The sequence below is a fragment of the Schaalia meyeri genome, from assembly GCF_900105015.1.
Taxonomy (GTDB): domain Bacteria; phylum Actinomycetota; class Actinomycetes; order Actinomycetales; family Actinomycetaceae; genus Pauljensenia; species Pauljensenia meyeri.
This window is the reverse complement of the sequence record NZ_FNLK01000012.1, coordinates 277,043-302,938: the sequence shown is the minus strand read 5'-3', so window position 1 is coordinate 302,938 and position 25,896 is coordinate 277,043. Positions and strand designations below refer to the sequence as shown.

General features: G+C 65.0%; 22 protein-coding genes, 1 tRNA gene and 1 CRISPR repeat array (1 of these 24 running past the window's edge). Of the genes, 15 read left to right on the top strand and 8 right to left on the bottom strand.

Annotated features, from left to right (window positions below):
* Nucleotides 1–139: 139 nt before the first annotated feature.
* The gene (locus BLT68_RS06790) at nucleotides 140–1,456 is read left to right on the top strand and encodes an aspartate kinase (protein ID WP_074633371.1); all 1,317 of its coding nucleotides are present in this window, start codon (nucleotides 140–142) and stop codon (nucleotides 1,454–1,456) included.
* A gap of 130 nt (nucleotides 1,457–1,586) precedes the next feature.
* A complete protein-coding gene (locus BLT68_RS06785) occupies nucleotides 1,587–2,633 on the top strand; it encodes an aspartate-semialdehyde dehydrogenase (RefSeq protein WP_074633369.1) in 1,047 nt (348 codons plus the stop codon).
* Between the two features lie 164 nt (nucleotides 2,634–2,797).
* On the opposite strand, the gene BLT68_RS06780 is transcribed toward BLT68_RS06785, so the two are convergent.
* A tRNA-Gly gene (locus BLT68_RS06780) sits at nucleotides 2,798–2,868 on the bottom strand.
* A 152-nt stretch (nucleotides 2,869–3,020) separates the two neighbouring features.
* On the opposite strand from BLT68_RS06780, the gene BLT68_RS06775 reads away from it, so the two are divergent.
* From BLT68_RS06775 to trxA, 3 genes are all read left to right on the top strand, one after another.
* Nucleotides 3,021–3,494 (top strand): NUDIX domain-containing protein, encoded by a 474-nt coding sequence (locus BLT68_RS06775; protein WP_074633368.1) that lies wholly within the window; start codon nucleotides 3,021–3,023, stop codon nucleotides 3,492–3,494.
* Nucleotides 3,495–3,550: 56 nt separating this feature from the next.
* Entirely contained in the window at nucleotides 3,551–4,189 is a 639-nt protein-coding gene (locus tag BLT68_RS06770) for a TetR/AcrR family transcriptional regulator (protein WP_074633366.1), read from the top strand.
* Between the two features lie 96 nt (nucleotides 4,190–4,285).
* A complete protein-coding gene (trxA, locus tag BLT68_RS06765; RefSeq protein WP_074633365.1) occupies nucleotides 4,286–4,654 on the top strand; it encodes a thioredoxin in 369 nt (122 codons plus the stop codon).
* Between the two features lie 55 nt (nucleotides 4,655–4,709).
* Here the strand turns inward: trxA and BLT68_RS06760 are convergent, their stop codons facing one another.
* On the bottom strand, nucleotides 4,710–5,366 hold the full coding sequence (locus BLT68_RS06760; RefSeq protein WP_083332386.1) for a GNAT family N-acetyltransferase: 657 nt from the start codon (nucleotides 5,364–5,366) through the stop codon (nucleotides 4,710–4,712).
* 160 nt (nucleotides 5,367–5,526) lie between these two features.
* Between BLT68_RS06760 and BLT68_RS06755 the strand changes: the two genes are divergently transcribed.
* Genes BLT68_RS06755 through BLT68_RS06745 form a run of 3 tightly spaced genes read left to right on the top strand, consistent with a single transcriptional unit; the run spans nucleotide 5,527 to nucleotide 8,707 of the window.
* Nucleotides 5,527–6,582 carry an efflux RND transporter periplasmic adaptor subunit gene (locus tag BLT68_RS06755; protein WP_074633363.1) on the top strand — a complete coding sequence of 352 codons (1,056 nt, stop codon included), beginning with the start codon at nucleotides 5,527–5,529 and terminating at the stop codon, nucleotides 6,580–6,582.
* The gene (locus BLT68_RS06750; protein ID WP_074633362.1) at nucleotides 6,579–7,355 is read left to right on the top strand and encodes an ABC transporter ATP-binding protein; all 777 of its coding nucleotides are present in this window, start codon (nucleotides 6,579–6,581) and stop codon (nucleotides 7,353–7,355) included. Before BLT68_RS06755 ends, BLT68_RS06750 begins: the two co-directional genes overlap by 4 nt.
* A complete protein-coding gene (locus BLT68_RS06745) occupies nucleotides 7,352–8,707 on the top strand; it encodes an ABC transporter permease (protein WP_074633360.1) in 1,356 nt (451 codons plus the stop codon). The genes BLT68_RS06750 and BLT68_RS06745 overlap by 4 nt, the downstream gene beginning before the upstream one ends.
* A 79-nt stretch (nucleotides 8,708–8,786) precedes the next feature.
* Here the strand turns inward: BLT68_RS06745 and BLT68_RS06740 are convergent, their stop codons facing one another.
* Complete coding sequence (locus BLT68_RS06740) at nucleotides 8,787–9,623, bottom strand: HhH-GPD family protein (protein WP_050695881.1); 837 nt, start codon at nucleotides 9,621–9,623, stop codon at nucleotides 8,787–8,789.
* Nucleotides 9,624–9,879: 256 nt separating this feature from the next.
* On the opposite strand from BLT68_RS06740, the gene BLT68_RS06735 reads away from it, so the two are divergent.
* From BLT68_RS06735 to BLT68_RS06720, 4 genes are all read left to right on the top strand, one after another.
* On the top strand, nucleotides 9,880–10,221 hold the full coding sequence (locus tag BLT68_RS06735) for an NINE protein (protein ID WP_050695642.1): 342 nt from the start codon (nucleotides 9,880–9,882) through the stop codon (nucleotides 10,219–10,221).
* 260 nt (nucleotides 10,222–10,481) lie between these two features.
* A complete protein-coding gene (locus BLT68_RS06730; RefSeq protein ID WP_074633358.1) occupies nucleotides 10,482–11,216 on the top strand; it encodes a TM2 domain-containing protein in 735 nt (244 codons plus the stop codon).
* 41 nt (nucleotides 11,217–11,257) lie between these two features.
* The gene (dcd, locus tag BLT68_RS06725; RefSeq protein WP_050695644.1) at nucleotides 11,258–11,839 is read left to right on the top strand and encodes a dCTP deaminase; all 582 of its coding nucleotides are present in this window, start codon (nucleotides 11,258–11,260) and stop codon (nucleotides 11,837–11,839) included.
* Between the two features lie 47 nt (nucleotides 11,840–11,886).
* Nucleotides 11,887–13,449, top strand: coding sequence for a hypothetical protein (locus tag BLT68_RS06720; RefSeq protein ID WP_074633357.1), 1,563 nt, complete (start codon nucleotides 11,887–11,889; stop codon nucleotides 13,447–13,449).
* 180 nt (nucleotides 13,450–13,629) lie between these two features.
* On the opposite strand, the gene BLT68_RS06715 is transcribed toward BLT68_RS06720, so the two are convergent.
* The 5 genes from BLT68_RS06715 to BLT68_RS06695 all read right to left on the bottom strand — a co-directional run bounded on the left by BLT68_RS06715 (nucleotide 13,630) and on the right by BLT68_RS06695 (nucleotide 19,538).
* Nucleotides 13,630–16,140, bottom strand: coding sequence for a (Fe-S)-binding protein (locus tag BLT68_RS06715; RefSeq protein ID WP_074633355.1), 2,511 nt, complete (start codon nucleotides 16,138–16,140; stop codon nucleotides 13,630–13,632).
* Between the two features lie 457 nt (nucleotides 16,141–16,597).
* On the bottom strand, nucleotides 16,598–16,876 hold the full coding sequence (locus BLT68_RS06710; RefSeq protein ID WP_050695647.1) for a DUF3073 domain-containing protein: 279 nt from the start codon (nucleotides 16,874–16,876) through the stop codon (nucleotides 16,598–16,600).
* A 300-nt stretch (nucleotides 16,877–17,176) separates the two neighbouring features.
* Nucleotides 17,177–17,617 (bottom strand): DUF3618 domain-containing protein, encoded by a 441-nt coding sequence (locus BLT68_RS06705; RefSeq protein WP_074633354.1) that lies wholly within the window; start codon nucleotides 17,615–17,617, stop codon nucleotides 17,177–17,179.
* Complete coding sequence (locus BLT68_RS06700; RefSeq protein ID WP_074633352.1) at nucleotides 17,614–18,063, bottom strand: phage holin family protein; 450 nt, start codon at nucleotides 18,061–18,063, stop codon at nucleotides 17,614–17,616. Before BLT68_RS06700 ends, BLT68_RS06705 begins: the two co-directional genes overlap by 4 nt.
* Nucleotides 18,064–18,155: 92 nt before the next feature.
* Nucleotides 18,156–19,538, bottom strand: a complete 1,383-nt coding sequence (locus BLT68_RS06695) for an ATP-binding cassette domain-containing protein (protein WP_074633350.1) — start codon at nucleotides 19,536–19,538, stop codon at nucleotides 18,156–18,158.
* Between the two features lie 266 nt (nucleotides 19,539–19,804).
* Between BLT68_RS06695 and cas9 the strand changes: the two genes are divergently transcribed.
* From cas9 to cas2, 3 genes are read left to right on the top strand one after another with little or no spacing between them, the layout of a single operon-like run.
* On the top strand, nucleotides 19,805–23,221 hold the full coding sequence (gene cas9 / locus BLT68_RS06690) for a type II CRISPR RNA-guided endonuclease Cas9 (protein WP_050695651.1): 3,417 nt from the start codon (nucleotides 19,805–19,807) through the stop codon (nucleotides 23,219–23,221).
* 6 nt (nucleotides 23,222–23,227) lie between these two features.
* Nucleotides 23,228–24,145 (top strand): type II CRISPR-associated endonuclease Cas1, encoded by a 918-nt coding sequence (gene cas1 / locus BLT68_RS06685; RefSeq protein WP_074633348.1) that lies wholly within the window; start codon nucleotides 23,228–23,230, stop codon nucleotides 24,143–24,145.
* A gap of 1 nt (nucleotide 24,146) precedes the next feature.
* On the top strand, nucleotides 24,147–24,467 hold the full coding sequence (gene cas2, locus BLT68_RS06680) for a CRISPR-associated endonuclease Cas2 (protein ID WP_050695653.1): 321 nt from the start codon (nucleotides 24,147–24,149) through the stop codon (nucleotides 24,465–24,467).
* Between the two features lie 49 nt (nucleotides 24,468–24,516).
* Nucleotides 24,517–25,896: direct repeats of the CRISPR family, unit length 36 nt; unit sequence CAGTATATCAAAGGGGATTGGTGATTGATTCCCAGC; it runs 705 nt beyond the window's last position.

The following is a 25,896-nucleotide window of genomic DNA, read 5'->3' as shown; positions in this document are numbered from 1 at the left end:
AAATCCCACCCGCGCGCAATCTCACCCGACCGCAGCGTGGTCATTCAGGGCGTGATCGACAATGCGCCGTAGGATTGTCGTGGTGGCGCGGGCCACCCGAAGGCGCATATCGACGCGTACCGACAGAAATGAGGGGCCAGTGGCGCTGATCGTGCAAAAGTACGGCGGTTCATCTGTCGCCGACACCCGGGCCATGAAGCGCATAGCCCAGCGCATCGTGGACACGCACAACGCGGGGCACAGCGTTGTCGTCGTCGTATCGGCCATGGGTGACACGACGGATGACCTTCTGGAGGCGGCGGCTGCCCTCACGCCCAAGGCGCCTGAACGCGAAATGGACATCCTCTTGTCTGCGGGTGAACGCATCTCGATGGCTCTCCTGTCCATGGCCGTCAATCAGCTCGGCGTCGAGGCCCACGCCTACACGGGCGCCCAGGCCGGCATTCAGACCGACGGCCGCTTCGGTGCCGCGCATATCACCGGCATGGTTCCCGAGCGTGTCGCCCGAGCTATCAAGGACGGCCAGGTCGCCATCGTCGCCGGTTTTCAGGGGATTTCCAGGGATGACGACGTGACGACGCTGGGCCGCGGGGGCTCCGACACGACCGCCGTCGCCCTGGCCGCGGCCCTGCACGCCGACGTGTGCGAGATATACACCGATGTCGACGGCCTCTTTACCGCAGACCCGCGCATTGTTCCCAAGGCCCACCGCCTGCGTACCCTCACGCAGGAGGAAACCCTGGAGATGGCCGCGCACGGCGCGAAGATCCTCCACCTGCGGGCCGTCGAGTTCGCCCGCCGTTACGGAGTGCCCCTGCACGTGCGCTCCTCGTTTTCGGAAAAGAACGGCACCTGGATCTCCGATGCGCCCGCACATCCCGAAATTATGGGCCTCGTGCCCGACGTTGCCCTTCAGTCCCCTCAGGAGAACCCCATGGAAAAGCCTGTCATCTCCGGCATCGCCCACGACCGCTCGCAGGACAAAATCACGGTCACCGACGTGCCCAACACCCCCGGCGTGGCCGCCCGAGTGTTCGCCGTCGTCGCCGAAGTCGGCGCCAACATCGACATGATCGTCCAGAACCTGCCGATCTCTGACCCCACGAAGGCGAACATCACCTTCACCCTGCCCGAGGCAGATGCGCCCAGGGCCATCGAGGCGCTTAAGGCCCACCGCGACCGGATCGGCTTCAACGAACTGCGTTACAACCCCAACATCGGTAAGCTCAGCCTCGTTGGCGTCGGCATGCGCACCAACCCCGGCGTGTCGGCCCGCCTTTTTAGCGCCCTGTCCGACGCTGGCATCAACATCGACCTGATTTCTACGTCCGAGATTCGTATCTCCGTCGTCACGCGCCTGGACGACCTGGATCGCGCCGTGAAGGCCGTCCACACCGCCTTCGGCCTGGACGCCTCCGAAACGGAGGCCGTCGTTTACGGCGGTACCGGGCGCTGACCTCCCTCGACGAGGCGGGGGCTGACCTTGGCGCGGTTGTGGCGTCCCGGGTGGGGGCGGCCCCGTCCTCACAGCCTTACCCCGCGTTCGCCCCGTTAGTGGGCGCGCGCACAACCACAAGGAGAACATCGTGAGCGGATTCAATGTCGCCATTGTTGGAGCGACCGGCCAGGTTGGGCGCGTCATGCGCGCCCTGCTGGAGGAGCGCGACTTCCCGGTCGAGACGATGCGCTTCTTGTCATCCGCGCGCAGCGCCGGCACGACGCTGCCGTGGAAGGGAACAAAGGTCGTCGTCGAGGACGTCGCCACGGCCGACTACTCGGGAATCGACATCGCCGTGTTCTCTGCGGGTGGCGCGGCCTCCCGCGAGTACGCCCCCAGGTTTGCGGCCGCCGGTGCTGTCGTCGTCGACAACTCCTCGGCGTGGCGCGGGGATCCCGACGTGCCCCTGGTAGTTGCCGAGGTTAACCCCGACGACGTCGAGAACCGTCCCAGGGGCATCATCGCGAACCCCAATTGCACGACGATGGCGGCCATGCCGGTCCTCGCCCCCCTCGCCCGGGCCGCGGGTGGGTTGAAGCGCCTGTTCGTCTCCTCCTACCAGGCCGTCTCCGGGTCGGGGCGCGCGGGCGTCGCCGAACTGACCGGCCAGATCGAGGCCGGGGCCAGACAGGACCTGGCGGGCTTGGCGCTCGACGGTTGCGCCGTGACCCTGCCCGAGCCTGGGGTGTACGTCGCACCCATCGCCTTCAATGTCGTGCCCCTGGCCGGTTCCATCGTCGACGATGGCAGCGAGGAGAGTGATGAGGAACAGAAGCTGCGCAACGAGTCCCGCAAGATCCTGCATCTTCCCGACCTGGCGGTGTCCGGCACGTGCGTGCGCGTCCCCGTCTACACGGGTCACACGCTGGCCATTCATGCCGAGTTCGTCGGCGATATCGCGCCGGATCGGGCGCGAGAGATCCTGGCCGGGGCGCCCGGGGTGCGCGTCGTCGACGTGCCGATCCCTCTGGAGGCCGCCGGCCGCGACGAGGTTCTCGTCGGCCGCATCCGCCACGATCAGGCGGTGCCTGGAAACCGTGGGCTCGTCCTGGTCGTCTCCGGCGACAACCTGCGTAAGGGCGCGGCTCTCAACGCCGTCCAGGTCGCGGAGGTCGTCGCCGCACGCCTGCGCTGATGTTTCGCGACGCAAACGAGCGGCGGTCTCTACCCGCTCCCTATTCCAGTAGCCGTCTTCATTGCGTGGCGCATGCACTGACGTGGGCGGATCGTGCCCGGGATCTTTTTTCTGAGAGTTCATGCAAACAGCAACCGCGCCATCGTCGGCGGGGGAGTAGGCGGAGCGGGCGACGGGAATCGAACCCGCCTCTGAAGCTTGGGAAGCTTCCATTCTACCGATGAACTACGCCCGCAATTCATCGTCCCGAAGGAATCGACCCGTCGATCATATCCTCACGAAGGGCGAGATCGCAACCGCGTGCCCGACCCGCCCCGGTGGCCTCGGTGCCCTTTGGGTGCCCCGGGCGGGCATAGACTGAGGGGACTAAACCCGATTGGAGTTCCCATGCCTCGTCCCGTGGTGGCGGCCGCAATCGTTGATTCCCTGGCCTGTCCGACGGTGTTGCTCGCGTGTGCGCGCGCCTATCCGCCCAATCTGCGCGGCCAGTTCGAGCTCCCCGGAGGCAAGGTGGAGCCCGGCGAGGAACACGTGGCCGCGTTGGAACGCGAGATCACGGAGGAGCTGGGTGCGCGCGTCCAGGTGGGTGCGCGCGTGTGTCCCGAGGGGGGCCTGTGGTGGCCGATCCTGGGCGGACGAGTCATGGGCGTGTGGCTGGCCCAACCTGCGCCGGGATCGCGGCCCCCGAGCGCGGGCAGTTCGCACGTTGAGGCGCGGTGGGTGCCGCTGGGCGAGCTAGGTGGCGTGCCGTGGATCGCCGCGGACCTGCCCATCGTCGAGGCAGTGGTCGCCCGGCTCAGGTTGCGGCGACCTGTGGCGGTAGCGCGCGATCCCGGCGTTCCTTGCGAGCGAGGCCATTGAGGGGGAGCCCGCCCTTCATTTGACGACACACAGGGGGTTGGTGTCAGAATGAGCGCATGCCAAAGATCATTGGCGGGTCTCTCGCCTCCCACCGAGAGCTGACCCGCGCGCGCCTGTTCGAGGCGCTGGGGTCCCTGATGGCCGAGCACTCCTTCGAGTCGATCACGATGAGTCAGATCGCGCAGCGCGCGGGCGTGGGGCGCACGGCTATCTATAACCACTTCGCGGACAAGGAGGTGCTGCTGCTGGCGTACATGCGCCAGGTGACGGAGCAGTTCACGCGGGTGCTCGCCGAGCGCTTCGAGGCCGAGCCCGATCCGCTGATGCGCCTGCGGCTTTACATTCGTTCGCACCTGCAGATGACCAGCCGCTACCACGTCAAGGCCGGGATGGGGGTGCGCAGGCAGATGTCCAGAGAGAACGCCTCCCACCTGCACGATCACGCGGGCATCGTGGGCGGGCTGCTGATCGGGCTCCTCGACGAGGCGATGGAGAGCGGCCTGATCGCCCAGCAGAACACGCTGGGCGCGGTGCACCTGATCCACGCGACGCTGCAGGGGCAGCGCCTCCCAGGGGACCCGGAACATCGCGAGTCGGCCCTGACCTTGGTGGAGACCTTCATTTTGCGAGGCCTGGGAGCCCCCGAGGAGAAAGTGCGTCAAGTCACTGCGTCTTCTCTCCCCTCGGGGGAATAGCGGGCGCGCCACGCCCGTTGATTAAGACAGTTCACCCGAGGGGCATCACGCCCCGACCTACCGGTCGGCGCACGCGTCGGCGACACAAGGAGAATCATGGCCACCGTTACTCTCACGCAAGAGAACTTCGAACAGACCGTGTCCGGGGGCGGCATCGTCCTGGTTGACTTCTGGGCGACCTGGTGCGGTCCGTGCCGTCAGTTCGCCCCCGTCTTCGAAGAGGCTTCCGAGAAGTTCACGGACATCGTCTTTGGCAAGATCGACACGGACGACCAGCAGCAGCTGGCGATGGCCGCACAGATCACGTCGATCCCGACGCTCATGGCCTTCCGTGACGGTATCGCCGTGTTCCGCCAGTCCGGCGCGCTGCCGACATCCGCGCTGGAGGATCTGATCGCGCAGATCAAGGGGCTTGACATGGACGAGGTGCGTAAGAAGATCGCCGAGTCCGAGAAGGCCGAGTGATCGATTCTCAAGCTGCGAGCGTGGGTTCCGGGGGTAATACCCCCGGAACCCACGCTTATGCGCGGTTACCAGCGGGGCCGCTGCGGGCATCTCGGGCGGGGCCGCTGCGGGCATCTCGGGCGGGGCCGCTGCGGGCATCTCGGGCGGGGCCGCTGCGGGCATCTCGGGCGGGGCCGCTGCGGGCATCTCGGCGCGCAATGAACTCTTTGTCGGCGTGGTTTCCGACCATGAAGGAATACTCTCCCACGACGGTAAAGCCGTGGCGTTCGTAGAGTCGCTGGGCACCCAGGTTCTCGCTCCATACGCCGATCCACAGGGGTCGGGGCCCGTGTCGTTCGAGCCAGGCCAGGGCGGTACCCAGCAGCAGTGTTCCTCGGCCCCCGCCCTGGTATTCGTCGAGGACGTAGAGCCGCTGTACCTCGCCGTCGCCGGGTGCTACCTCCGGGTGAGGCAGGTGAGCGGGCCGCGCGCTCACGTAGCCAATGAGGTTGGCGGTGGCCGTACCGCCCTCTTCGGGGGCATCCTTAAAGAGGAGCCACGTCGCCCGCTCGGGGTCCTCAAGCTCGCCGCGCAGGACGGCGGGGGCGTAGGCCTCGTCCAGGAACGCTGCCAGGTCGGCGGGCTCGTACAGGTGTGCGAAGGCCTGCGTGAAGCACTCGCGCGCCAGCGTGGACAGCGCTGCGGCGTCGGCGGGGGTGGCAGGGCGAATCATGGTTTCCTTTCCGTTGGATCGCTCTCCATCGTAGGGGAAGAGCGCGCGGTCGCAGCCGTCCCGGTTCCGCTCCTCGCGGGCGGTTGAGAGTCCAGCCCCTTGCTGGCTCTGTGATGCGCACCCTACAATTGGGCGATAGCGCACATCGGAGGAGACGCACGTGGCACGTAAGACTCGCACCGCTCAGGTGCTCGACATCCTCAAGGTTCTCGCGTGGGCAGTAATCGCACTCGCCCTGGTGAAGTTCGCCTTCTTCCCGGCCGCGCCAAAGGATCAGGGAAACGACGGCATAGACCCGGGCGGCTCGTTTGGGCAGATGACGATCCCCGTGGGGCGCGCGGACATCACGAACACGGTGAGCGTGACGGGGACGATCCAGGCGGATGAGCCGGTGGCCGCGCGCGCGACGCTGGACGGTGCCGTGGTGCGCGTCCATGTCAGCGACGGGGACAAGGTATCCAAGGGCGATCCCATCGTGCAGATTCGCAAAGAGATCCCCGGTGAGGCCAAGCAGACCACCGACGAGGACGGCAACGTCAGTGTGGAGACCGCGGAGCCCACCTACAAATACGAGACCGTCGTCGCTCCCGGGGACGGCACGGTATCGACGGGCGTGCTGGTGGGGCAGCAGTTCGCGATTGGCGACACGGTTGCGACGGTGGCGCCCGCCTCTTTCTCGGCTGTCGCGTCGCTGAGCGCGGACCAGATGTACCGCCTGCAGGACGCTCCATCGACCGCGACCGTGACGATCAAGAACGGTCCAGCCCCCTTCGAATGCACGGGAGTAAAGATCGTCACCCCTCCCAGCAAGCAGCAGGATCCCAAGGGGTCGGCCAGCGGCGAGGGCGGCAATTCGTCCTCGACGGACCTGAAGGCCCGTTGCGCGATCCCGTCGGATCAGACAGTCTTCGCGGGCCTGCAGGTCACGTTGCAGATGACGGCCGGATCGGCGTCGGGAGTCCTGGCGGTGCCGATTTCCGCAGTCGAGGGACGCTACCAGTCCGGCACGGTGTACATCCCGACCGCGGATCCCACCGCCCCGCAAAAGCGTGCGGTGACCCTGGGCATCACCGACGGCAAGATGGTCGAGGTGAAGGAGGGCTTGAAAGAAGGCGAGGAGATCCTGGAATTCACGCCGAACTCGACCGGCGATAACCAGGAAGGCGACACCAGTCCCTACGGCGGCGGCACGGGGGGCGGGGTGGCCCCCCGATGAGCCTCGTGTGCCTGCGGGACGTGACCCGCACGGTGACCCTGCCCGACGGGGAAGACCTGCACATCCTGCGCGGCGTCAACCTGGACGTTGACGCGGGGGAACACGTGTCGATCGTCGGACGATCCGGCACCGGCAAGTCGACGATGCTCAACATCATCGGCCTGCTCGATGCGCCCACATCGGGCGGGTACGAGCTGGACGGGGTGGACACGACGCGCCTGGGCGAGGGTCGTCGTGCGCGCATGCGCGGCGAGGACTTCGGCTTCGTGTTTCAGCAATTCAACATCTTTTCTGCCCGCACGGCAGCCGAGAACGTTGAGGTCCCCCTCCTGTACGCTCCCGGACCGCAGCTGCTGCGCAGGCACTCGATCGCCATGGACATGCTCGAACGAGTGGGCCTGGGGGATCGCGCGGACTCCTACCCGGGCGAGATGAGCGGCGGCGAACAACAGCGCATTGCGATCGCCCGCGCCCTCGTGCGACGGCCGCGCGTGATCCTCGCCGACGAGCCGACAGGGGCCCTGGACCCGGACACGGGCGGGTCCGTCATGGACCTGCTCGAGGAGGTTGCCCGCGAGTCTCAGGCCGCCCTCATCGTCATCACGCACGACACGGGGGTGGCCTCGCGGGCCACGTGCGCGTACGAGCTCTATGACGGCATCCTGCACGAAGTCCCGGTCCCCGGCCTCCTCGCCGACCGTGCGGGCGTGGGGCGTTCGGGCGATGAGGCCCCGGAACCCGAGACGCCCGCCGCCCGGAAGGAGGGGAAATGAACGCTGTCAGCCAGATCCTGGGCGCGCTCATCGAGGCCTGGGGTGAAGTCAAGGTGCAAAAAGCCCGCGTCGTCCTCTCCCTCGTCGGCGTGGTGGCCGCCGTTGCCGCGATGACGATCGTGATCGCGCTAGGTGACCTGCTCCTTCAGTCCTCGCGGGAGCTGGGCGAACTCTACGAGGGGCGTTCCGTGACCCTGCGACTGTCTCCCGAAAACTCAGCATCAAACCCGGGCGCCCCGGAAGAGCCACACCCGGGCGCCCCGGAAGGCGGGCGCCCACACCCGGACGCCCCCGAGTCCGGCGCGTCCGCGTCCGAGTCAGCCGCAAAGCGTCCCGGCGATTCCGATCCGGTCGGAGACGCCATGGCGACCCTGGCCGCCCGGACCGACATCCGCTACTGGTCGCGCTCCTCCAACGGCAGCGGGGAAATCGTTGAGGTCAAGCAGGCCAGGTCTTCCGGGCACTTCCGCGGTTATCCCCTGACGGGCATCGCGGACATGTTCGACGGGGTCGCCTTCCAGGGGGTCGATCCTTCGTACGCGGTGATCTTTCGGACCCGCCTGCTGGTCGGCCGCTGGGTCGGACCGGGCGACGCCGACCAGAGGATGACTCCCGTGGTGATCTCGGAGTCCCTGTGGGAGCAGCTGGGACGCGCGCCCATCAACCAGGTCCCGATCGTCCTGCACAGCGGCGACGGAACCGCGCTGCGCGTCGTCGGCGTCGCCAAGGCGACGAGCCGCTACGACATGCCGACCGTGTTCGCCCACTACGACGCGGCTCGCACCTCCTTCCCACGCATGAGTTCCCCGACCATGATCGCGTGGGTGGGGGCCGACGACGCCGACGAGGCGCGTGAGGTCCTGCCCCACGCCCTGGCCTCCATCCTCGGCGAGGGGTGGAGGGTCAGAGTCACCGGCGGCGAGCACCAGGACATGGGTGAGGAACAGCTGGGCACGATATCCACCGTCATCATGGTGATCGGCGGAATCATCATCTTCCTGGGCGCTCTGGGGTTGCTGAACGTCGCCATCGTGACCGTGCGCCAGCGCGTGCGCGAGATCGGTATTCGCCGTGCCGTCGGCGCCTCGGGCAAGCGCGTGTTCTTCGCCGTGTTCATGGAGTCCGTGGTCGCCACCTTCGCTGCCGGCGTCATTGGCGTGGGCATCGCGATCATTGTCGTGCGTTTCCTGCCGCTGGAAACGCTCGGCATCACCCTCAGCGACACGCCCGCCTTCCCGGTCGGCGCGGCGGTTGCCGGCGTCACCATCTCCTCCAGTATCGGCGCGCTGTGCGGGATCATCCCAGCTTTCGCTGCCGTGCGCATTAAACCGATCGACGCGATCAGGTACTGACTTTTCGCCGACGAGGCAGCGGCTGTATCGGGGCGCCCCGGCTCGTGGCGCGTGTCCGGGCCCGTTTCCCGGGCGGCTGTTAGCGGGGGAGGGTGACGCGTTTGCGTTCTTCGTCGTAGACGATCATGCCTTCTTTGAGCAGTGCGCGATAGACGCGGGAGGGCTGATAGCGGTCGCCCCCGTCGATGCGCGCGGCGTCCAGGACACGGCGCTTTGTGAGTCCGTTTTTTCCTTCGAAGTGGGCGGTGCGCAGGGCCTTCATGATGCGCCCGCGCGCCTGGCGGTCGGTGCCCGCGTAGGGCTGCGATGTGGGGCGTTTCTGGTCTTTTGGGAAGCCGGAGTTTGCCCACGCGCAGTTCGCTCGCATCATGCAGCCCGTGCAGGAGGGGGCGAGCTGGGTGCACACGAGGGCCCCGAATTCCATCATCGCCAGGCTGACGTCGGCAGCGTGGCGGCCATCTTGCGGCAGCAGCTCGCCGGCGCGCGCCGTTTCCTTCTTTGATGGCGTGGAGCGGGGCGGGAACTCTCTTCCGTCCAAAAACCTGACCAGCACTCGGCGGATGTTCGTGTCCAGGACGGGGATCCTGACCCGGTGGCGGAAGGCGAGGAGGGCGCTGGCCGTGTAGGTGCCAACTCCGGGCAGCAGGGTGAGTTCCTTCATGGTGAGGGGAACCTGTCCGTCATGTTTTGCGACGATGGTGGCCGCGCAGGCTTTCAGTCGCAGGGCGCGCGAGGGGTAGCCGAGGTTTGCCCAGGCAACGATGATGTCTGCCGACGAGGCTGCGGCCAGGTCACAGGGGGTCGGCCAGTGCTTCATCCAATCGATCCAGATCGGTTGGACGCGGGAGAGGGGGGTTTGCTGGCTCATGATCTCAAAGACGAGGGTTCCCCAGTCGGTGACGTCGTCCCTGCGCATGGGCAGGTCACGCTTGTGCGCGGCGAGCCAGCGGGGCAGGTCGTGAAGGAGCGCCTGCGAGGCTTCGATCGTCGGTTTTGCGAACATCCAGTCAGTGTATGGAAGGTGCGGCGCGAAGGACGCCCCCAGGAGCGCTTTCTGTGATGTGGGGCATAATACGAGGCAAGTATTGTACAAATGCCGAGGGGTTCGATAGCCTGACCGTGTTTTCTAAACAGCGCCCCCCACAGGGGTCCATCAACCACAGGAGATAAGCATGTCCGCTCCTCAGCAGCCTTCCTACGGCCAGCCCGGTTTCAACCAGCCCGCTCAGGGCAAGTCCCGCATGGTCGCTGGCCTGCTCAACTTCTTCTTCGGCGGCATTGGTGCCGGTGACTTCTACCTGGGACACACGAAGGTTGGCCTGGCCAAGATTGCCGCGCTGGTCGTGAGCTACGCTCTGGTCATCATCGGTACCGCCAACAACATCACGGCCCTGGCTACGATCGGTAGCCTGCTGGTCTTCGCCTTCGGTCTCTTCGTCTTCGTGTGCATGATCCTGACCTTCATGGGCAAGTGGATCTACGCGAAGGATGGTAAGGGCGTTCCGACCGTCTGAATCTTTTCCCGCGTCGCGCGCGGCTGACGTCGCGCGCGTGATCGCTCAGGGTGTGGGGTCCGGCCGCGTGCCGGACCCCACACCCGTATCCGCTGCGCTTCCATGCCTCCCTTTCGGGGCCTCTGACGTGTCCCCTGACTTCCTCCGGGGATAATCAGGGGCGTTTCGGGGTGGGAGCCTCTACCGTGCGGGTGCCTTTGCGCGCTAGGCTGTACGAGTATGGCCGGTCTCGGCCCTCACGACTATCGAAAGGCTCTTCCATGACGACGCCCGACCCGCAGGTCAACCCCCACAACCCTGAGGACCCCGCGAAGGCTTCCGCCGCTGCAGTTCCCTCGGGCAGCTCCTCTGTTCCCGAGATGCCTGCGATCGATACCACGGCCGAGATGCCTGCTCCCGAGATTCCCGCGTCCGAAACGCCAAGCTTCCCCCAGGCCTCGGCCCCCGATTTTGATGAGGCCACGGCCACGCCCGGCACGACCAGCTACGCCGCGGCATACGACGCTGCGGTGCCCGCCCCCGAGGTGCCCTCGAACCAGGCCGCCTACGGAGCTCAGCCTGGCGGCCAGCCCGGCTATGATCAGGCGGCTTACGGCGGTCAACCCGGCGGCCAGCCGGGCTATGATCAGGCCGCCTATGGCGCTCAGCCTGGCGGTCACCCCGGCTATGGTCAGGCGGCTTACGGCGGTCAGCCCGGCTATGATCAGGCGGCCTACGGAGCCCAGCCCGGTTACGGACAACCCGGCTACGGCCAGGTCTATGCGGGCCCGCCCAAGCAGTGGATCGTCGCTGTTCTCCTGGCATTCTTCCTGGGAGCCTTCGGTGTCCATAACTTCTACCTGGGCTATGCGGCGCGCGGCATCATCCAGCTGATCCTGACGCTCACCTTCGTCGGAGCAATCGTCTCTGGCATCTGGGCGTTCATCGAATTCATCCTGATCCTCATGCGTTCCGGTTCCTACGGCTGCGACGCGCAAGGTCAGCCTTTGCAGTGACCAGGGTGTCGTCGCGGCGCTGAGTGTGCGACAATCGAATCATGCTGCTCAGTGACCGCGACATCAACGCCTCCCTGGACGCTGGACGTATTCTGCTGGATCCCCTGGATCGTGACTTGGTCCAGCCGGCCAGCATCGACGTGAGGCTGGATCGTCTGTTCCGCCTCTTCGATAACCACAGGTACCCGGTGATCGACCCCGCGGCAGATCAGCCGGACCTGACGCACCTGGTGGACGTGGGCCCGGATGACCCCTTCGTCCTGCACCCGGGCGAGTTTGTCCTCGGTGCCACTTTCGAACTGGTGACGCTCGGCGACGACATCGCGGCGCGCCTGGAAGGCAAGTCGTCGCTGGGGCGCCTGGGCCTGCTCACGCACTCTACGGCGGGCTTCATTGACCCCGGTTTCTCGGGGCACGTGACCCTTGAGCTGTCGAATACCGCGACGATGCCGATCCTGCTGTACCCGGGCATGAAGATCGGTCAGCTCTGCTTCTTTGACCTATCATCTCCCGCCCAGCACCCCTACGGCGCGCAGGGGTTGGGTTCTCACTACCAGGGGCAGCGAGGCCCCACGCCGTCGCGGACCCACGAACGCTTCACGCGCACTCGCATCGAACGGTGACATAGATGGTATCTCTTCCCCCTCCGCCTCCGTCTAGGCGTGAACGCATGCGCGCTGAGCGCGCCGCGCGCGCGGTGAGCTATCCCCCCGCGCCGGATGCTCCCGCTCCCGCACCTGCGACCGCCACCTTGCAGGAGCCGCCCGTACCGACGCCAGTGATGGGGATCCCCCTGATGGGGGCAGGCGGCGAGGCAAAGGCCGCCATGCCGCCGGTGGCCCCGGCCTCGGCCTCGGCCCGAACGGGCGTGATCCAGGGCGTCACGCTGCCGGGCATGACGCCGCGCTCTTCGGGGGCGACGAATCGGGACCAGCAGGCCCCGGCCTCGCCGCAGAGGCGTTCCCTGAAGGAACGCATGGCCAGCGCGCCCCACGCGTTTGCGGACCCGAACCCGCTAACGTCGTCGGGCGCCAGCCCCCTGACGCAGACGAACGTTTCCCTGAACGCTATGACCGAGACGGACGCGGCTTTCCAGGTCGCGGCGGACGGTGAGATCACCAGCGCGGAGTCGGCGGCCCCCATCGCCGCGGCGATTGAGGTGAACGAACCGGCCGGCGTCATCGACACGCAGGAGGCCCTCGAACACCATCTCTTCCTGGTATCGGACGCGGTCGACCCCGCCGAGCTTGAGGCGCTTGCAATATCCATGTGGGACGAGTCCGGGTGGATCGCGCCGGGGCGCCTGCGCCTGTCCTCCGACGCCGAGCTCGAAGGGCCGTGGGCGGTGGATCAGCCGACGCGCGCGGCATTGGGGACCCCGGCCTCGTTGACGAACGCGTGGATCCTGCGCTGCCCGATCGCCCGCGCCCGACAGCAGGGCAGCGGCGTCATGGGAGAGTGGACGAAGGCGTTCCCCGAAGGAGTTCCCACCGGGCTGGAGTACCGGGTGCTTGAGGCGATGCGTCGCATGGCGCGCCGCCTGGCCGGAGGCATGCGCATCGCGGGCAGCGGCTACGTGTTGGTTCCCGACGCGGACTCCGCGGTGAACCTGACGGTGTACTCGCCGCGCTGGATCGCGCCCGAGGATCTGCTGGCCGCGATGCGTGAACGCGCCGGTTTCGCCGACATGAAGGACGCGCGCGACATCACCCCAAAGGCTCCCAAGGCGCCGCCGCTGACGCCCGCGCAGGTCGCCCAGATCGAGAAGTTGCAGGCCGAGCTGGGTCCGGTCCGCGAGGATATCGCCTCGAAGATCGCCAAGGCCCGCGAGGAGCTTGAAGCCCAGAGCGATAAGCCGCAGGTTGTCGACGGTTACGCGCTCATGAGCCCGATCGGAAACAGGTCGGACATGATGGTCGAGGTCCACACGGTGCCCACGCCGCCGCGCGTGCTGCGCTGGGAGCCGTGGACGGCCGGAGCGATCATTGAGTATCAGGTGAGGTGGCTGCCCGGAGCCGCTCCGACTCCCGGCGTGGGAGCGATGAGCCGCACCGCGCGCCTTGAGCGGCTGCGTTCCACGCAGGACGTGGAGAAGGCAGCCGGAATGATCGCCACCCTGGTGGGCGGAAACGTCATTGACGAGGATGGCTTCTTGGTCGGCCTGGAGGAGATAGCCCCGGAGGACGAGGAAGATCCTCCCTCGAGTGCGGATGGCGCGGGCCTCGGGCAATAGGCGGTGCGTGCGCGCAGCCAACGAATCGAACGGGCAATCCACGACGCCTGAGCGTGCAACCGGGCGCATGTCAGTGCCTGCCATTGACCGGTCTTCCTGCCAAAGGGGCCCGCGCGTGTTTGCGGAGCCACTCGCTGGCCGGGGTAAGTCGATCCGTGTCCCGTGAGCGGGCCCGGTATCCTACTGGCCGCGCTTGACGGCCTCGAGCAGCATGACGGCGACGTCGCGCACCTCGGGCAGCTTTCCGCCCGCCTCGCCCGTCGGTTCCGGGGCATCGTCGGCGCCCCCGGACCGGCGCGGAGGCGCGTCACCGGAAATGAAGCCCGCCGACGCGCCGGAGGCAGAACCCAGCATCTGTGTGCAGAACGGGCACGCGGTGGCCACCACGTCCGCGCCCGCTTGCGCGGCCTCGGCAATACGCGCGTCAGCGATGCGGGTGCCGCGCGTCTCCTCGAACCAGGCGTGTGCGCCGCCAGCGCCGCAGCACATGGCGCGCTCGCGGTTGCGCGGCATCTCCACCAGTTCCACGCCCGGCAGGGAACCCACGAGCTCACGCGGTGGTTCGTAGATGCGGTTGTGGCGGCCCAGGAAGCAGGCGTCGTGGTAGGTGACTTTCAGGGGGACGCCCGGCTCGGTTGCCCGTGTCGAGGAACCGTCCCTGGCGTGGGCGTCCGCCTGGCCGGCGGGGGAGGGAGTGGAAGCGACCGGCGTGAGCAGGCCGTCGCGCACGAGTCGATTGAGGAGCTGCGTGTGGTGGACCACGTCGAAGCTGCCGCCCAGCTCCGGGTACTCCCCGGCGATCGTGTTAAAGCAATGCGCGCAGGAGACGACGATCGTGCGAGGCTTTGCGTCGTTCAGGGTGTCGATCGCCTGGGCGGCAAGCATCTGGAAGAGGGCCTCGTTTCCGGCTCGGCGCGCCGGGTCGCCCGTGCATGATTCTCCGGATCCGAGGACCGCGAAGGATACGCCGGCCGTGTGCAGGAGCTGGGCGATGGCCGCGCTGGTTTTTTTCGCGGTGTCGTCGTAGGCGCCCGCGCAGCCCACCCAGAACAGGTAGTCGACCGTCGACGCGTCCTCGATGTCCTCGCCGACGACGGGCACCTCGAAGTCCAGCTTCTTGGCCCAGTCCATGCGTTTGCGGGCGCTCTGGTTGTAGGGGTTCGCCTTGGATTCCATGCCGCGGAACGCGCGCCCCAGCTCGCGGGGGAATGCGCCCTCCATGAGCACCTGGTGGCGGCGCAGGTCCAGGATGTGGTCGATGTGCTCGATGTCGATGGGGCACTGGTCGACGCATGCGCCGCAGTTTGTACAGTCCCAGAGGACCTCCTCGGAGACGACGCCCGGCACCAGGGGAGCGGTGACGGGAGAGACGCCTTCGCTGCCGCTCGCGCCGGACAGGGAGAGCGCGGACACCAGGTCGAAGGAGTGCGGCGAGGCCGGCACCCCTTTGTCCAGCAACACCTGGTCGTCGTCAAGGTGCTGGTCTCCCTCTTCCTGCTCTAGGATTTGCACGGAGGAAGCGGACTCCATGTGGTCGCGCAGGCTCATGATGAGCAGCTTGGGGGAGAGGGGCTTTTGTGTGTTCCACGCGGGGCACAGTTCCTGGCAGCGCCCGCATTCGGTGCACGCGTAGAAGTCCAGTCGGGCCTTCCAGGAAAAGTCATCAACCGTGCCCACGCCCAGGACGGTGTCCTCGGGCACGTCGTCGAAATCGTCTTCGCTGGTGACGGGGTTTCCGTCGATGATCATGTGGTCGGCCGCGCCCAGGGACTTGGTTCCGTCAGCGTTCCGGCGGGCGTACAGGTTCAGTACCGCCACGAAGCGGTGCCACGCGACGCCCATGCCGGTCTGCACTCCCACGACCGTCAACCAGGTCATCGAGGTGATGACCTTGATGGCGCTGACGACGACGATCGCGTTTGCCAGCGTCGCAGAGGAGGATGCGGCGGCTGACGCGCAGAGGGATCCCAGCCACGCGGTGAGCGGGAAGTGCAGGGCACTCGCCCGATCCGCGAGGCTGGGTATGACGCTAAACAGCGCGAATTCCAGGGCGCGCAGGGCGATTACGCATGCGCACACGATGAGGATGACCCACTCGACGAAGAGCGCCTGCCAGCGGGTGGATCCCAGGAAACGGGATGCCAGGCCGCGCGGCGATGAGTCGCGGGGGTGGGGGTGCGGCAGCGACGAGGGCAGGGGGGAGCGCGGGTCGGCCTGGGTCACCGCTGCGTCCGGGTCGTCGTTCGACAGCGCCGCCTCCGCGGCGGATCCGTGTCCGGCGCGCTGGCGGACCACCATCAACAGGATGATGCCGATCAGGCCGCCCCACGCGAAGGCCTCGGTCAGCCACTCCCAGGGTGCGAAATGTCCGAGCAGCGGCAGCGTGAAGGTTTGGACCCGCAGCTGCGCGTACCCCGTGATCAGCGTCAGGAACAGGATCGGGAAGGACACCATGACCAGCCAGTGGGCCGCCTTGATCCACGGGCGGCCCTTAAACTCGCGGTGCGTCAGCGCGGCGGACACGACGCCCCACAGACGCCTCCCGACGGGGCGCAGCCGCCCCGGGGCTGGCTTTCCCGATGCGACTGTCCGCCACATGTGCGCAAGCCCCCGCGCAAATGACACCGCGGCCAGAGCGCTCACCAGCAGGGCCAGTCCCCACATGATGGCGCTAAGCGTCGGATTGGCCACGTTTCCTCCTCACGGTTGCTGCACTCATTGTGTCACCTCGACCATGCGCTGAACGAATGGACCGGGGGAAACTGTGCGCAATTCACGCGATCCGCCCCGATTGTCCACGTGCGTGCTCCTCAACGTGGACAGGCACCACAGGGCGTCAGAAAGCGACAGGGCGGATCGTGTTCCGCCTGGCGGCCAGACACAACACGGCCTGACCGGGGTATCTTCGGCGATGACCACCCGCACGATGGGGCACGTCTGCAACGGCGCGACCGGCGCACACCTGCGGCATGACGCCCAGCCCGCCTCGGGCCTAACCCACCGGCACGCTGGCGCACAACGGTAACCTGAGGACGTCGTCTAGCTGCGCGAGGCGGGGGCCCAGCGGTTCTGGCCCCGCGCGCCCATCCATCGCGAACGGGCACGGCAAAGCGGCGGGCGATGACCGGTTAGCCGGGTGGCTCAGCCGTTACTTGGAGGAGGATTCACCCGTCCAGAAGGACTCGTCGAGCTGTTTCGGGTCGATGTCGTCGTCCTCTGCCGGGATGTTCGCGAAGTCGGCGTATTTCGAATAGAGGTCGTCGTCGATTGCATCGTCCTCTTCGGGCTCGTCCACGGCGGCGTGCGCCGTGTGCGAGTCCTCATCCGCCAGCTCGCGCTGAAGTGCGTTTAGGTCGGTGTCGGGGCTGAAGTACTTCAGCTTCCGAGCGACTTTCATCTGCTTAGCCTTTTGACGGCCGCGCCCCATGGCGTCGACCCCCTCCGCGTCGTTCGGGTCCGCGTCAAGCGGTTCCCTGGGTGTTCAAAGTGTTTCGTGGGACCATCATAGCTAATGACGGGCCTTGACCTCACCTTGGACTGGATTTTGCGCGGATAGCGGATCGGCCGGGGTGTGTCAGATGCGTGCAAAGTCCGGGAAATGTGGCCGTTGCGCGTCGGTCTGTGACCGGAGTTACGGTGCTGCGCTGTGAGTGTGGGTGCAGTCGGATTGTCGGTTTCACCTTTCCCGGGCACGCCTTGGCGGGTGAGGCGCGTCCGGGCGAGGCTGTTATCGAGTGCCGGACTCGTTCGATGCGAGGGCGGAGAGCACCAGCGCGGCCGCCTCGCGCCCGGTTCGGCGGGCCTGGCGGCGCGAGCGTCGGGCCGGGCGGGTCACCAGCCACGCGATCGCTCCGAGCGCGCCGACGGCGGAGAGCGCGACGATGCCGACGCGCCTGAGGGCCTCGGTGTCGCCTTCGGCCGCTTCCTGCAAGGTGAGCGATGCGGTTTCCTTGAAGGAGGCCAGGCGTGCCGTGACGCTATCCTTTACGTCCTGCGCCAGGGCTGCCGGTTGGACGCGTGTGTAGAGCTGGTCAATCGTGGCGGCCAGTTCGGCTCGCCTGCGCTCCAAGTCGGCGGTGACCTGTGCCTCGGTGCGAGGATCGGGATCCCGTGGGGAGGTGGCGGGGGCGCTGACGGTCACGTTGCGCGGGTCGATGTTGGTGCTCACTTGCCCAGTCCCTTCTCGATGGCTTTCTTGGTGGCGGTGATCGACGCGGCCGGGTCGGGACGGTATTCCTGGGCGCTCTTCAGGGAGCGGATGCCCAGGAGCGCCAGGATCGGGACGATCGGGAGGAGGATCCCGACGATGATGAGTGACGATGCCCATGCGGGCAGCACGAGTGACAGGGCGATCTCGATGGTGTGGAGGGTCCACCCCAGCAGGAAGAGGGCGAAGACGGCGGCCGCACCCAGGAGAAATGCGCCCTTGCCGCTCCTGGAGAGGAACGCGATGAGCTTTGTCTTGTTCAGCTCGATCTCGTCGCGCACGATGCCGGAGAGCTGGCTGGTCACGGATGCGAAGAGGGTGCCGATGCTGGGGCGCGCCCCGCGGTCGCCGCGTGCGGGGTCTGAGGGTGGCGAGTACTTCCCGGGCTGCGGGGTGGGCTGTGTCATGGGGACTCCTGCGCGTGCGGATGAACGAGGTGCTGCCTCGCCTAATACGCCTAGTGTCTCACGAAGAAAGCCCGCTCGCAGAGACCCGGGCCTTACTCCCGGGGCGCGATTGATCCGGGCAGGTCAGAGAGGATCTGACGAGCGCGAACTACCAGTTCGGAGACTTCCGGTTCGTCCAGGGGCTGTTCCTCGGCCTCGACGACGGGGATGCCGCGCAGCGCGGTCTCGGTGCGCGGCTCGCCAGGGGTCTGCGCCGCCTCGGATGCGCTCTGGGGCGCCGCGTCCGCTCCTGTTTCCCGGGGGAGATAGCCCTGATCGTCGGACTCTTTGGTCCGGGTGGGCCCGAGGAGAGCCTGGGGGTCCTCGGGGTTTGCCTCCAGGGAGGTGGTGATGATTGCGACGGAGGGACCGGGGGCGTCCAGGGCGACGAGGCCGTTCGTGAGGAGGATCGCGCGGTCGGTGGCGGCCGCGACCTGGGTGTCCGGCGTGGACAGGACGACCGCGCATCCGGCCGAGGCGAGGGAGCGCAGCAGCGAATCCAGCTTGGCGCGGTCGGGCTTGGGCAGGGAGACGGGGTCTTCGATGAGGAAGACCTCGGCGCCCGAAACGATCGCGCGGGCGATGAGGGCCTTGAAGCGCTCCCACTGTGACAGCTGTGAGGGGTGGACATCGACGCGCTGGGCCAGGCCGGTCACCCTGAGCGCGCCCACGAGGCTGTCCCAGTCGGCTACCGATCCCGTCGCGGACAGGGGCGCCAGGATGTTCTGGCGGATCGTCAGGGATTCGTCGAGGGGGGAGTCGGCTCGGACCAGGGCGACCGACCCGATGCGCCCAGCGAGACGCGCGGCCAACGACCGGGAGGGTGCCGCGACGACGCGGCCGGCCTGGGGTTCCTCAAGGCCGGCCAGGATCAGAAATAACGCGCGCGCCCTGACGCCCGTCGGATCCACGATGGCGCTCAGCGTGCGCGCGCGGAAACCGAGGTCCACGTCCGCCAGCAGCACCGCGCCCGTCTCGTGATCCGTGTACGTCAGGCCCAGGCCGGCGACCTGGACTCGGCCGCCGCGGCCCTTTGCGCTAAAGGATCGGCGGGAACGGTACCAGGGGCGAGGCTCGGCGGCGGGCAGGTGGGACCGGAGCGGGGTGAGGGCGACCTTGTCCTGAGTGTCGGCGGGCCGCGCGGTCGTGGTCGGCGCTGCCTCGGACGACGTAGCAGCGGTCGATTCGGTTGCGTCCGGGGTGGTGGCGGCCGATGCGGGTGACCCCGCCGCCCCCTCCACCGACGAGTCCGCGGCGCCCTCTGCGAGGGCGTGCCGTGTCCGGGGGGCCGCCCCTGCCTGACGGGTCGACTCTGCCAGGGGGGCAGACTCTGCCCGGTGGGCATGCTCCGAGGCGGCTCGCCCGGTGGCGGCCGTCAGGTCGGCCAACTCCCGGCCTTCGGTACCGTGCAGGTTCTCACGCGAGTCATTCGACATGCCCCCATTGTTTCAGCATCGTGCCGATTGTGTCGTAATGGCGCGCGGGAGGGGGTGGGGTCGGGTGGCGAGAAATCGATGTTCAGTGTGGCTTGTGCATCACATGTTCCAGTGGTATGCTCTGAGTGATTGATTCTCAGTAAGGGTCGCCTCGTTAGCGGCTCCGAATGCTCCACTGCTTTGCAGTAGGCCGGGTTCCTCCTCGTGAGGGGCCCGGTTTTTTTGAAATGCACCCAAACGTGTGTGGGTTGTGCCACTATTAGCTTATGAGTGCTTCTTCAGAAAACATCCGGGGTATCCGCTACCGCGTCGGTATTGATGTCGGCCTTCGCTCCATCGGTTTCTGCGCGGTCGAAGTCGACCAGCGCGATCAGCCGGTGAGGCTCCTAAATTCAATGGTTTTCATCCACGACGCTGGCGTTGATCCAAACGAGAACAAGGCTGCGAAGAGCCGCAAGCTTACTGCGGGGGTCGCCCGCCGGACGCGTCGGCTCTACCTCACCAGGCGTCAACGCCTGTCTAACCTGGATCGGGTTTTGGCTAAGGAGTTTGGTTGGCCGATCCTCGATCTATCACGGTTTAAGGATCCTCTCGAGCCGTGGCATGTCCGTGCGCGGTTGCTAGAGGGCTATGTGGCGGACGATGAGGAGAGGCAGAAGGCATTATCGATCGCGTTGCGCCACATCGCCCGACACCGCGGTTGGCGTAATCCTTACGCGAATGTGCGGACCTTGCTTCAGCCCACCGAACCGAGTGATTTCCTCATGGGATTGAACGAGCGCATCAGCACCGCTCTCGGCAGGAACTTTGCCGCCGACACGGCTCCCGGGCAGCTGGTGGATGCGTATCTGGCGCACCCGGATTACGCCGCAAAGGCGGGTACCCCCAAACTTAGGGGACCGAAGGGAATTCTTGCGGGGAAGCTCCACCAATCAGATAACGCAGCAGAGATTCGCCGTATCTGCGACATCCAAAAGATATCGCCCGATGATCGGGATCGACTGATCTGTGCCGTTTTCGAGGCGAAGTCTCCGAAGGGGAGCGCGAAGGAACGGGGCTTGGTTGGATATGACGAGCTGCCCGGGCAAAGCGGGCACGTGCGCGCTGAAAAGGCGCACCCGGCGTTCCAAAAGTTCCGCATCGTTAGCGTGCTGGCGAACCTGCGTATCCGTGAGGGGCGTGTGGAACGCCCTCTGACTCCTGACGAACTCCAAGGGCTTACCGACTACCTGATGGTCGCAGGCCTAAAGCAGGAGATTACGTGGCAGGACCTGGCGGATAACCTGGGCATTGAGCGCGCAGATCTGCGGGGTACGGCAAAGGCTTCGTTCGATAACTCGCCCGTGTTGCGCAGGCCTCCGACCGATGTCACCACTGAGAAGATCATGGCATGCAAGGTCAAGTGGCTCAAGGAATGGTGGAAGGAAGCAGACGAGGAGCAACGCGGGTACGTGGTGGACGCGTTCTCGAACTCCGGAGGGTCTGAGGATACGACCGACGTCAACGATGAGGCTGCGGAGCTGTTTGAGCGGGCCTCCGAGCAAGACCAGCTCGAATTCGAGAAGATCGCGCTGCCGCAGGGGCGGGCGGCATATTCGCTGGATAGCCTGCGGCGGTTGACAGAAAGGATGTTGACTGAGGGCGTTGATCTACACACAGCGCGTTGTCTGGAGTTCCCCGGTGGGAACGACTGGAGGCCTCCTGTCGAAGAGATCGGAGCGCCGACGGGTAATCCTGCGGTCGACCGCGTGCTGAAGCAGGTGAGTCGTTGGCTCCACGCAGCCACGGATCGCTGGGGCGAGCCGACGGTCATCAATATCGAGCATGCGCGTGATGGACTGGGCTCGGAAAGAGTTGCTCGTGAGCTGATGCGGGCTAATGAGCGTCGTCGGAAGGCTAACGCGGCAGCGGTTGCCGAAATGACGGCGCAGCTCGGCATTTCAGGGAAGACCCGTCGTTCCGATAATATCCGCTATTTTGCACTCCAGAGGCAGGATTGTCAGTGTCTGTATTGCGGCACCATGATCACCTATGAGACGGCTGAAATGGATCATATTGTTCCTCGTGCTGATGGGTCGTCAACGAATGACCGCTCTAACCTGGCCGCAGTGTGCCGAACGTGCAACCACAAGAAGGGTGCGATCCCTTTTGCGGTATGGGCCTCGTCTGAGGACACAAATGAGGGGGTTTCCCTGAAGGGGGCTCTCGAGCGTGTCAGGATGTGGAAGCAAGAGAGCGGCATGTCTTCGAAGCAGTTGAAGCAGTTGAAGCGTGAGGTTTCGGCGCGCCTCAAGTCCACTAAGCTCGACGAGGAGTTTGACGGGCGTTCGATGGAGTCGGTTGCCTGGATGGCGGTCGAGCTGCGGACGCGTATCGAGGGACACTATCGCAAACGGAATGAATCAACCGTGCCCAGCGTGGGTGTGTACCGTGGTCAGCTGACGGCCGAGGCGAGGAAGGCCTCGGGGTTTGAGAACCGTGTGAACCTCATCGGCGGGCGTGGTAAAACGCGCTTTGATCGGCGTCATCACGCCATGGACGCCCTGGTGATCGCGCTGATGAACCCATCGGTGTCGCGAACGCTGGCACTGCGGCTGAATATGCGTGATGCGCAGCGCCTGACGGGGCGCGAAGAAACGTGGAAGAACTTCTGTGGGAAGCCCGGAGAAGCAACGCAGCGCTTCGAAGCCTGGCGGGAGTCGATGCTGCGCGCAGTTGAGCTATTCAACATCATGTTGAGCGAAAATGCGATTCCATTTGTGGAGAACATTCGCCTGCGCGTCGGCTCGAGTGTTGTTCATGACGCGACGGTCCATTCTTTCTGCCCTTCCAGGACCCCAGAAGGTGAGCAGATCCCCACAAAGGTGTGCGGTGAACAGTATCCTCTCGGATCTGCACTGCCCGTCGAACTGATCGACAGGGCTGAGACGCCGGCCCTGTGGACAGCGCTTACCCGCTGTCCCGACTTTGATCCCCAAAAGGGGCTACCAGAGGATCCGCACCGCGTGATTTCGGTGAATGGAACCCGTGTTGCTCCGACCGATTTGTTGAACTTTTTTGGTTCTTCCGCAGCCTGTCTGAAGGTTCGGGGCGGTTACGCGGAGCTCGGTAGCGCGATTCACCACGCACGAATCTATCGAATCGATGGAAAGAAGGCTACGTATGCGATGGTCCGGGTTTTCCAGGTTGATTTGTTGCGTTTGAAGAGCCAGGATCTTTTCACAACTCCGCTAAAGCCATCAACCATCTCCATGCGGACCGCAGAACCGAAGATTCGCAAGGCGCTCGCGGAAGGGACGGCGACTCAGATCGGATGGTTGGTTGAGGGAGATGAACTCCGGATCGATACCAGCAAATACACAGGTGGGTTCGTCGGTGATGTATTGGCTCGGTATCCGGAGACGACGAGCTGGAGAGTAGCGGGCTTCAAGACCCCGTCAAGGCTACGGATTAAACCGCTATGTCTCTCGAAAGAAGGGTTCGTTGATGAAAAACAAGCCGCGCGACTTGGAGTTGAGGCAACGACGGAAGCAATAATCAAGACTGTTGACACGCCCGGCTGGCTTCCTGCAGTTAACGTTCTTTTCGGGGCGGGCGGTGTTTACGTTGTGAGGCGAAATTGCTTGGGCGAGGAGCGTCATCGACCAAGTTCCTCACTCCCAGTTACAACTATTTTGGAGTGATCTGGCATGGCCGAGCAGTGGCGCGTCATTGACCTGTGTGGCTTTGAGGGAGAACTTCGATCCGTGCGAGGTGGTGTGGAGGTTTGTCCTGATGAAGGGTCGCCGACGGTCGTGCCTGTCGCTGAGGTTGCTGTCGTCCTTATTGGAATGCGGGTGGGGCTGAGTGCTGCCGTGCTACATCGCTTGTCAGAGGCTGACATCGCTGTGCTCTTCTGTGATTGGAGGGGGATCCCGGAGGGCGGCTGCTACTCGTGGTCCGATCACGGGCGGGTAGCAGCCCGCCACCGGGCACAGGCGGAGGTGTCGTTGCCGCGAAAGAAAAACGCGTGGGCACGCCTCATCAGAGCGAAGATTGAGGGACAGGCGAGTGTTCTGGCAAATCTGAAGATTCGAGGTGGCGGTGAACTACTGGCGTTAGCAGATCAGGTTCGTTCGGGTGATCCCGGCAATGTCGAGGCCAAGGCGGCTCGCCTGTATTGGTCGCGCACTCTTGGTCGGGGAGTTGGGCGTCAGCCTGCAGCGGGTCAGCTGATTGGCGCAAACGCGTGCCTGGATTATGGATACTCGGTGCTGCGTGGGCACCTGATGAGAGCTGTACTGGCTGCTGGTCTTGCACCCGCACTCGGTGTTTTCCACAAGGGGCGGGGTAACGCATTTGCGTTGGCGGACGATCTGATCGAACCTTTTAGGCCAGCAATCGATGAGGTCGCCCTGCAGCTTCCGTCCACGGCTTCCCCGTCGGATCGCGAGGTGAAACGGCTTCTGGTAGCGGCAGCGTCGCAGCGCTTTGACGCGGAAGGACATGGGATTCCTGCTGTGGCTGAGTCTCTGGCGCAGTCGTTTGGACGGTACGTGGAGGGGGACGTGGATCGTCTGCGTGTGGTGTCGTGGCAGGGGCCCTCGGCGGTAGGTGTGGGTGAGTGAGATGGCGGATGACGCAATGTGGTGCTTGGTGATGTTCGATCTTCCGGTGGAGACGAAGCGGCAGCGACGCGAGGCAACTAGGTTCCGTCATGATTTGCTGGATTGGGGTTTTTGTATGGTCCAGTTCAGTGTGTACGTGAAGTATTGGCCGACCGGTGGGCAGGACCATGCGACGCTGCGTGCGATCAAGACTCACCTACCGGAGGGGGGCCAGGTGCGAGTATTGGCTTTAACGGACCGGCAGTGGGCCACGGGGCTTCGTTTTGAGAACGCGAAGCCCCGGAAGGAAGCTGGAAGCCCCGAGCAGCTCATGATTTTCTGACTGAGATCCCCTGGTTTTCCGCAGGATCCTGCGGAAAACCAGGGGATCTCAGTATATCAAAGGGGATTGGTGATTGATTCCCAGCGACGACGCCCGATCGGGTGATCGCGGATCAGTATATCAAAGGGGATTGGTGATTGATTCCCAGCGCCTTGATAGGACCCATCATGCATGGAACAGTATATCAAAGGGGATTGGTGATTGATTCCCAGCGACCGGGCGAGCGAGTGTTCGGGGTCTGCAGTATATCAAAGGGGATTGGTGATTGATTCCCAGCGGCAAGTCGCGGCCCATGCTCTTCCACGCAGTATATCAAAGGGGATTGGTGATTGATTCCCAGCCCTGCTCAAGGGCATGCTGCCTGAGCCGCAGTATATCAAAGGGGATTGGTGATTGATTCCCAGCCGGGCTAGTGGCCCTCGCACTGAGTGCTCAGTATATCAAAGGGGATTGGTGATTGATTCCCAGCGATCGCGCTCGCGGGCACGATCAGCCTACAGTATATCAAAGGGGATTGGTGATTGATTCCCAGCATCGGCGTGCTGTGGGCGATCGAGGGCGCAGTATATCAAAGGGGATTGGTGATTGATTCCCAGCGGCCGGTCTTCGTTGTCCCCACATCGTGCAGTATATCAAAGGGGATTGGTGATTGATTCCCAGCGGACCCGGCGGCGATCTTCGGCGCGGTGCAGTATATCAAAGGGGATTGGTGATTGATTCCCAGCTCGTGGTGCGAATCGTGGGCTGTCGAAGCAGTATATCAAAGGGGATTGGTGATTGATTCCCAGCGGGACGCCGCGCTCACGCAGCGCTTCGGCAGTATATCAAAGGGGATTGGTGATTGATTCCCAGCGAAGACGCGGTGTCCATCGTAGTAGGCGCAGTATATCAAAGGGGATTGGTGATTGATTCCCAGCGTTGCGGCGCTCACCATAGCTCCGAAGGCAGTATATCAAAGGGGATTGGTGATTGATTCCCAGCCGACCATGAGTAACCTGAAGCTGGCTCACAGTATATCAAAGGGGATTGGTGATTGATTCCCAGCACGTTCGCCACCGTCGTGGACTCGCAGCCAGTATATCAAAGGGGATTGGTGATTGATTCCCAGCTCGTGAATTCGCGGTCGTTGAGGGTCAGCAGTATATCAAAGGGGATTGGTGATTGATTCCCAGCCCCTCTTTTTTGTCGATACATTCGATTACAGTATATCAAAGGGGATTGGTGATTGATTCCCAGCGACCAGGCCAGCGCCGTCGAAGACGCCTCAGTATATCAAAGGGGATTGGTGATTGATTCCCAGCCTTGTCTTGGTACCAGCGTCCGCACCGCCAGTATATCAAAGGGGATTGGTGATTGATTCCCAGCTCCGGTCTGCGCCGTGTACATGTTCTTCCAGTATATCAAAGGGGATTGGTGATTGATTCCCAGC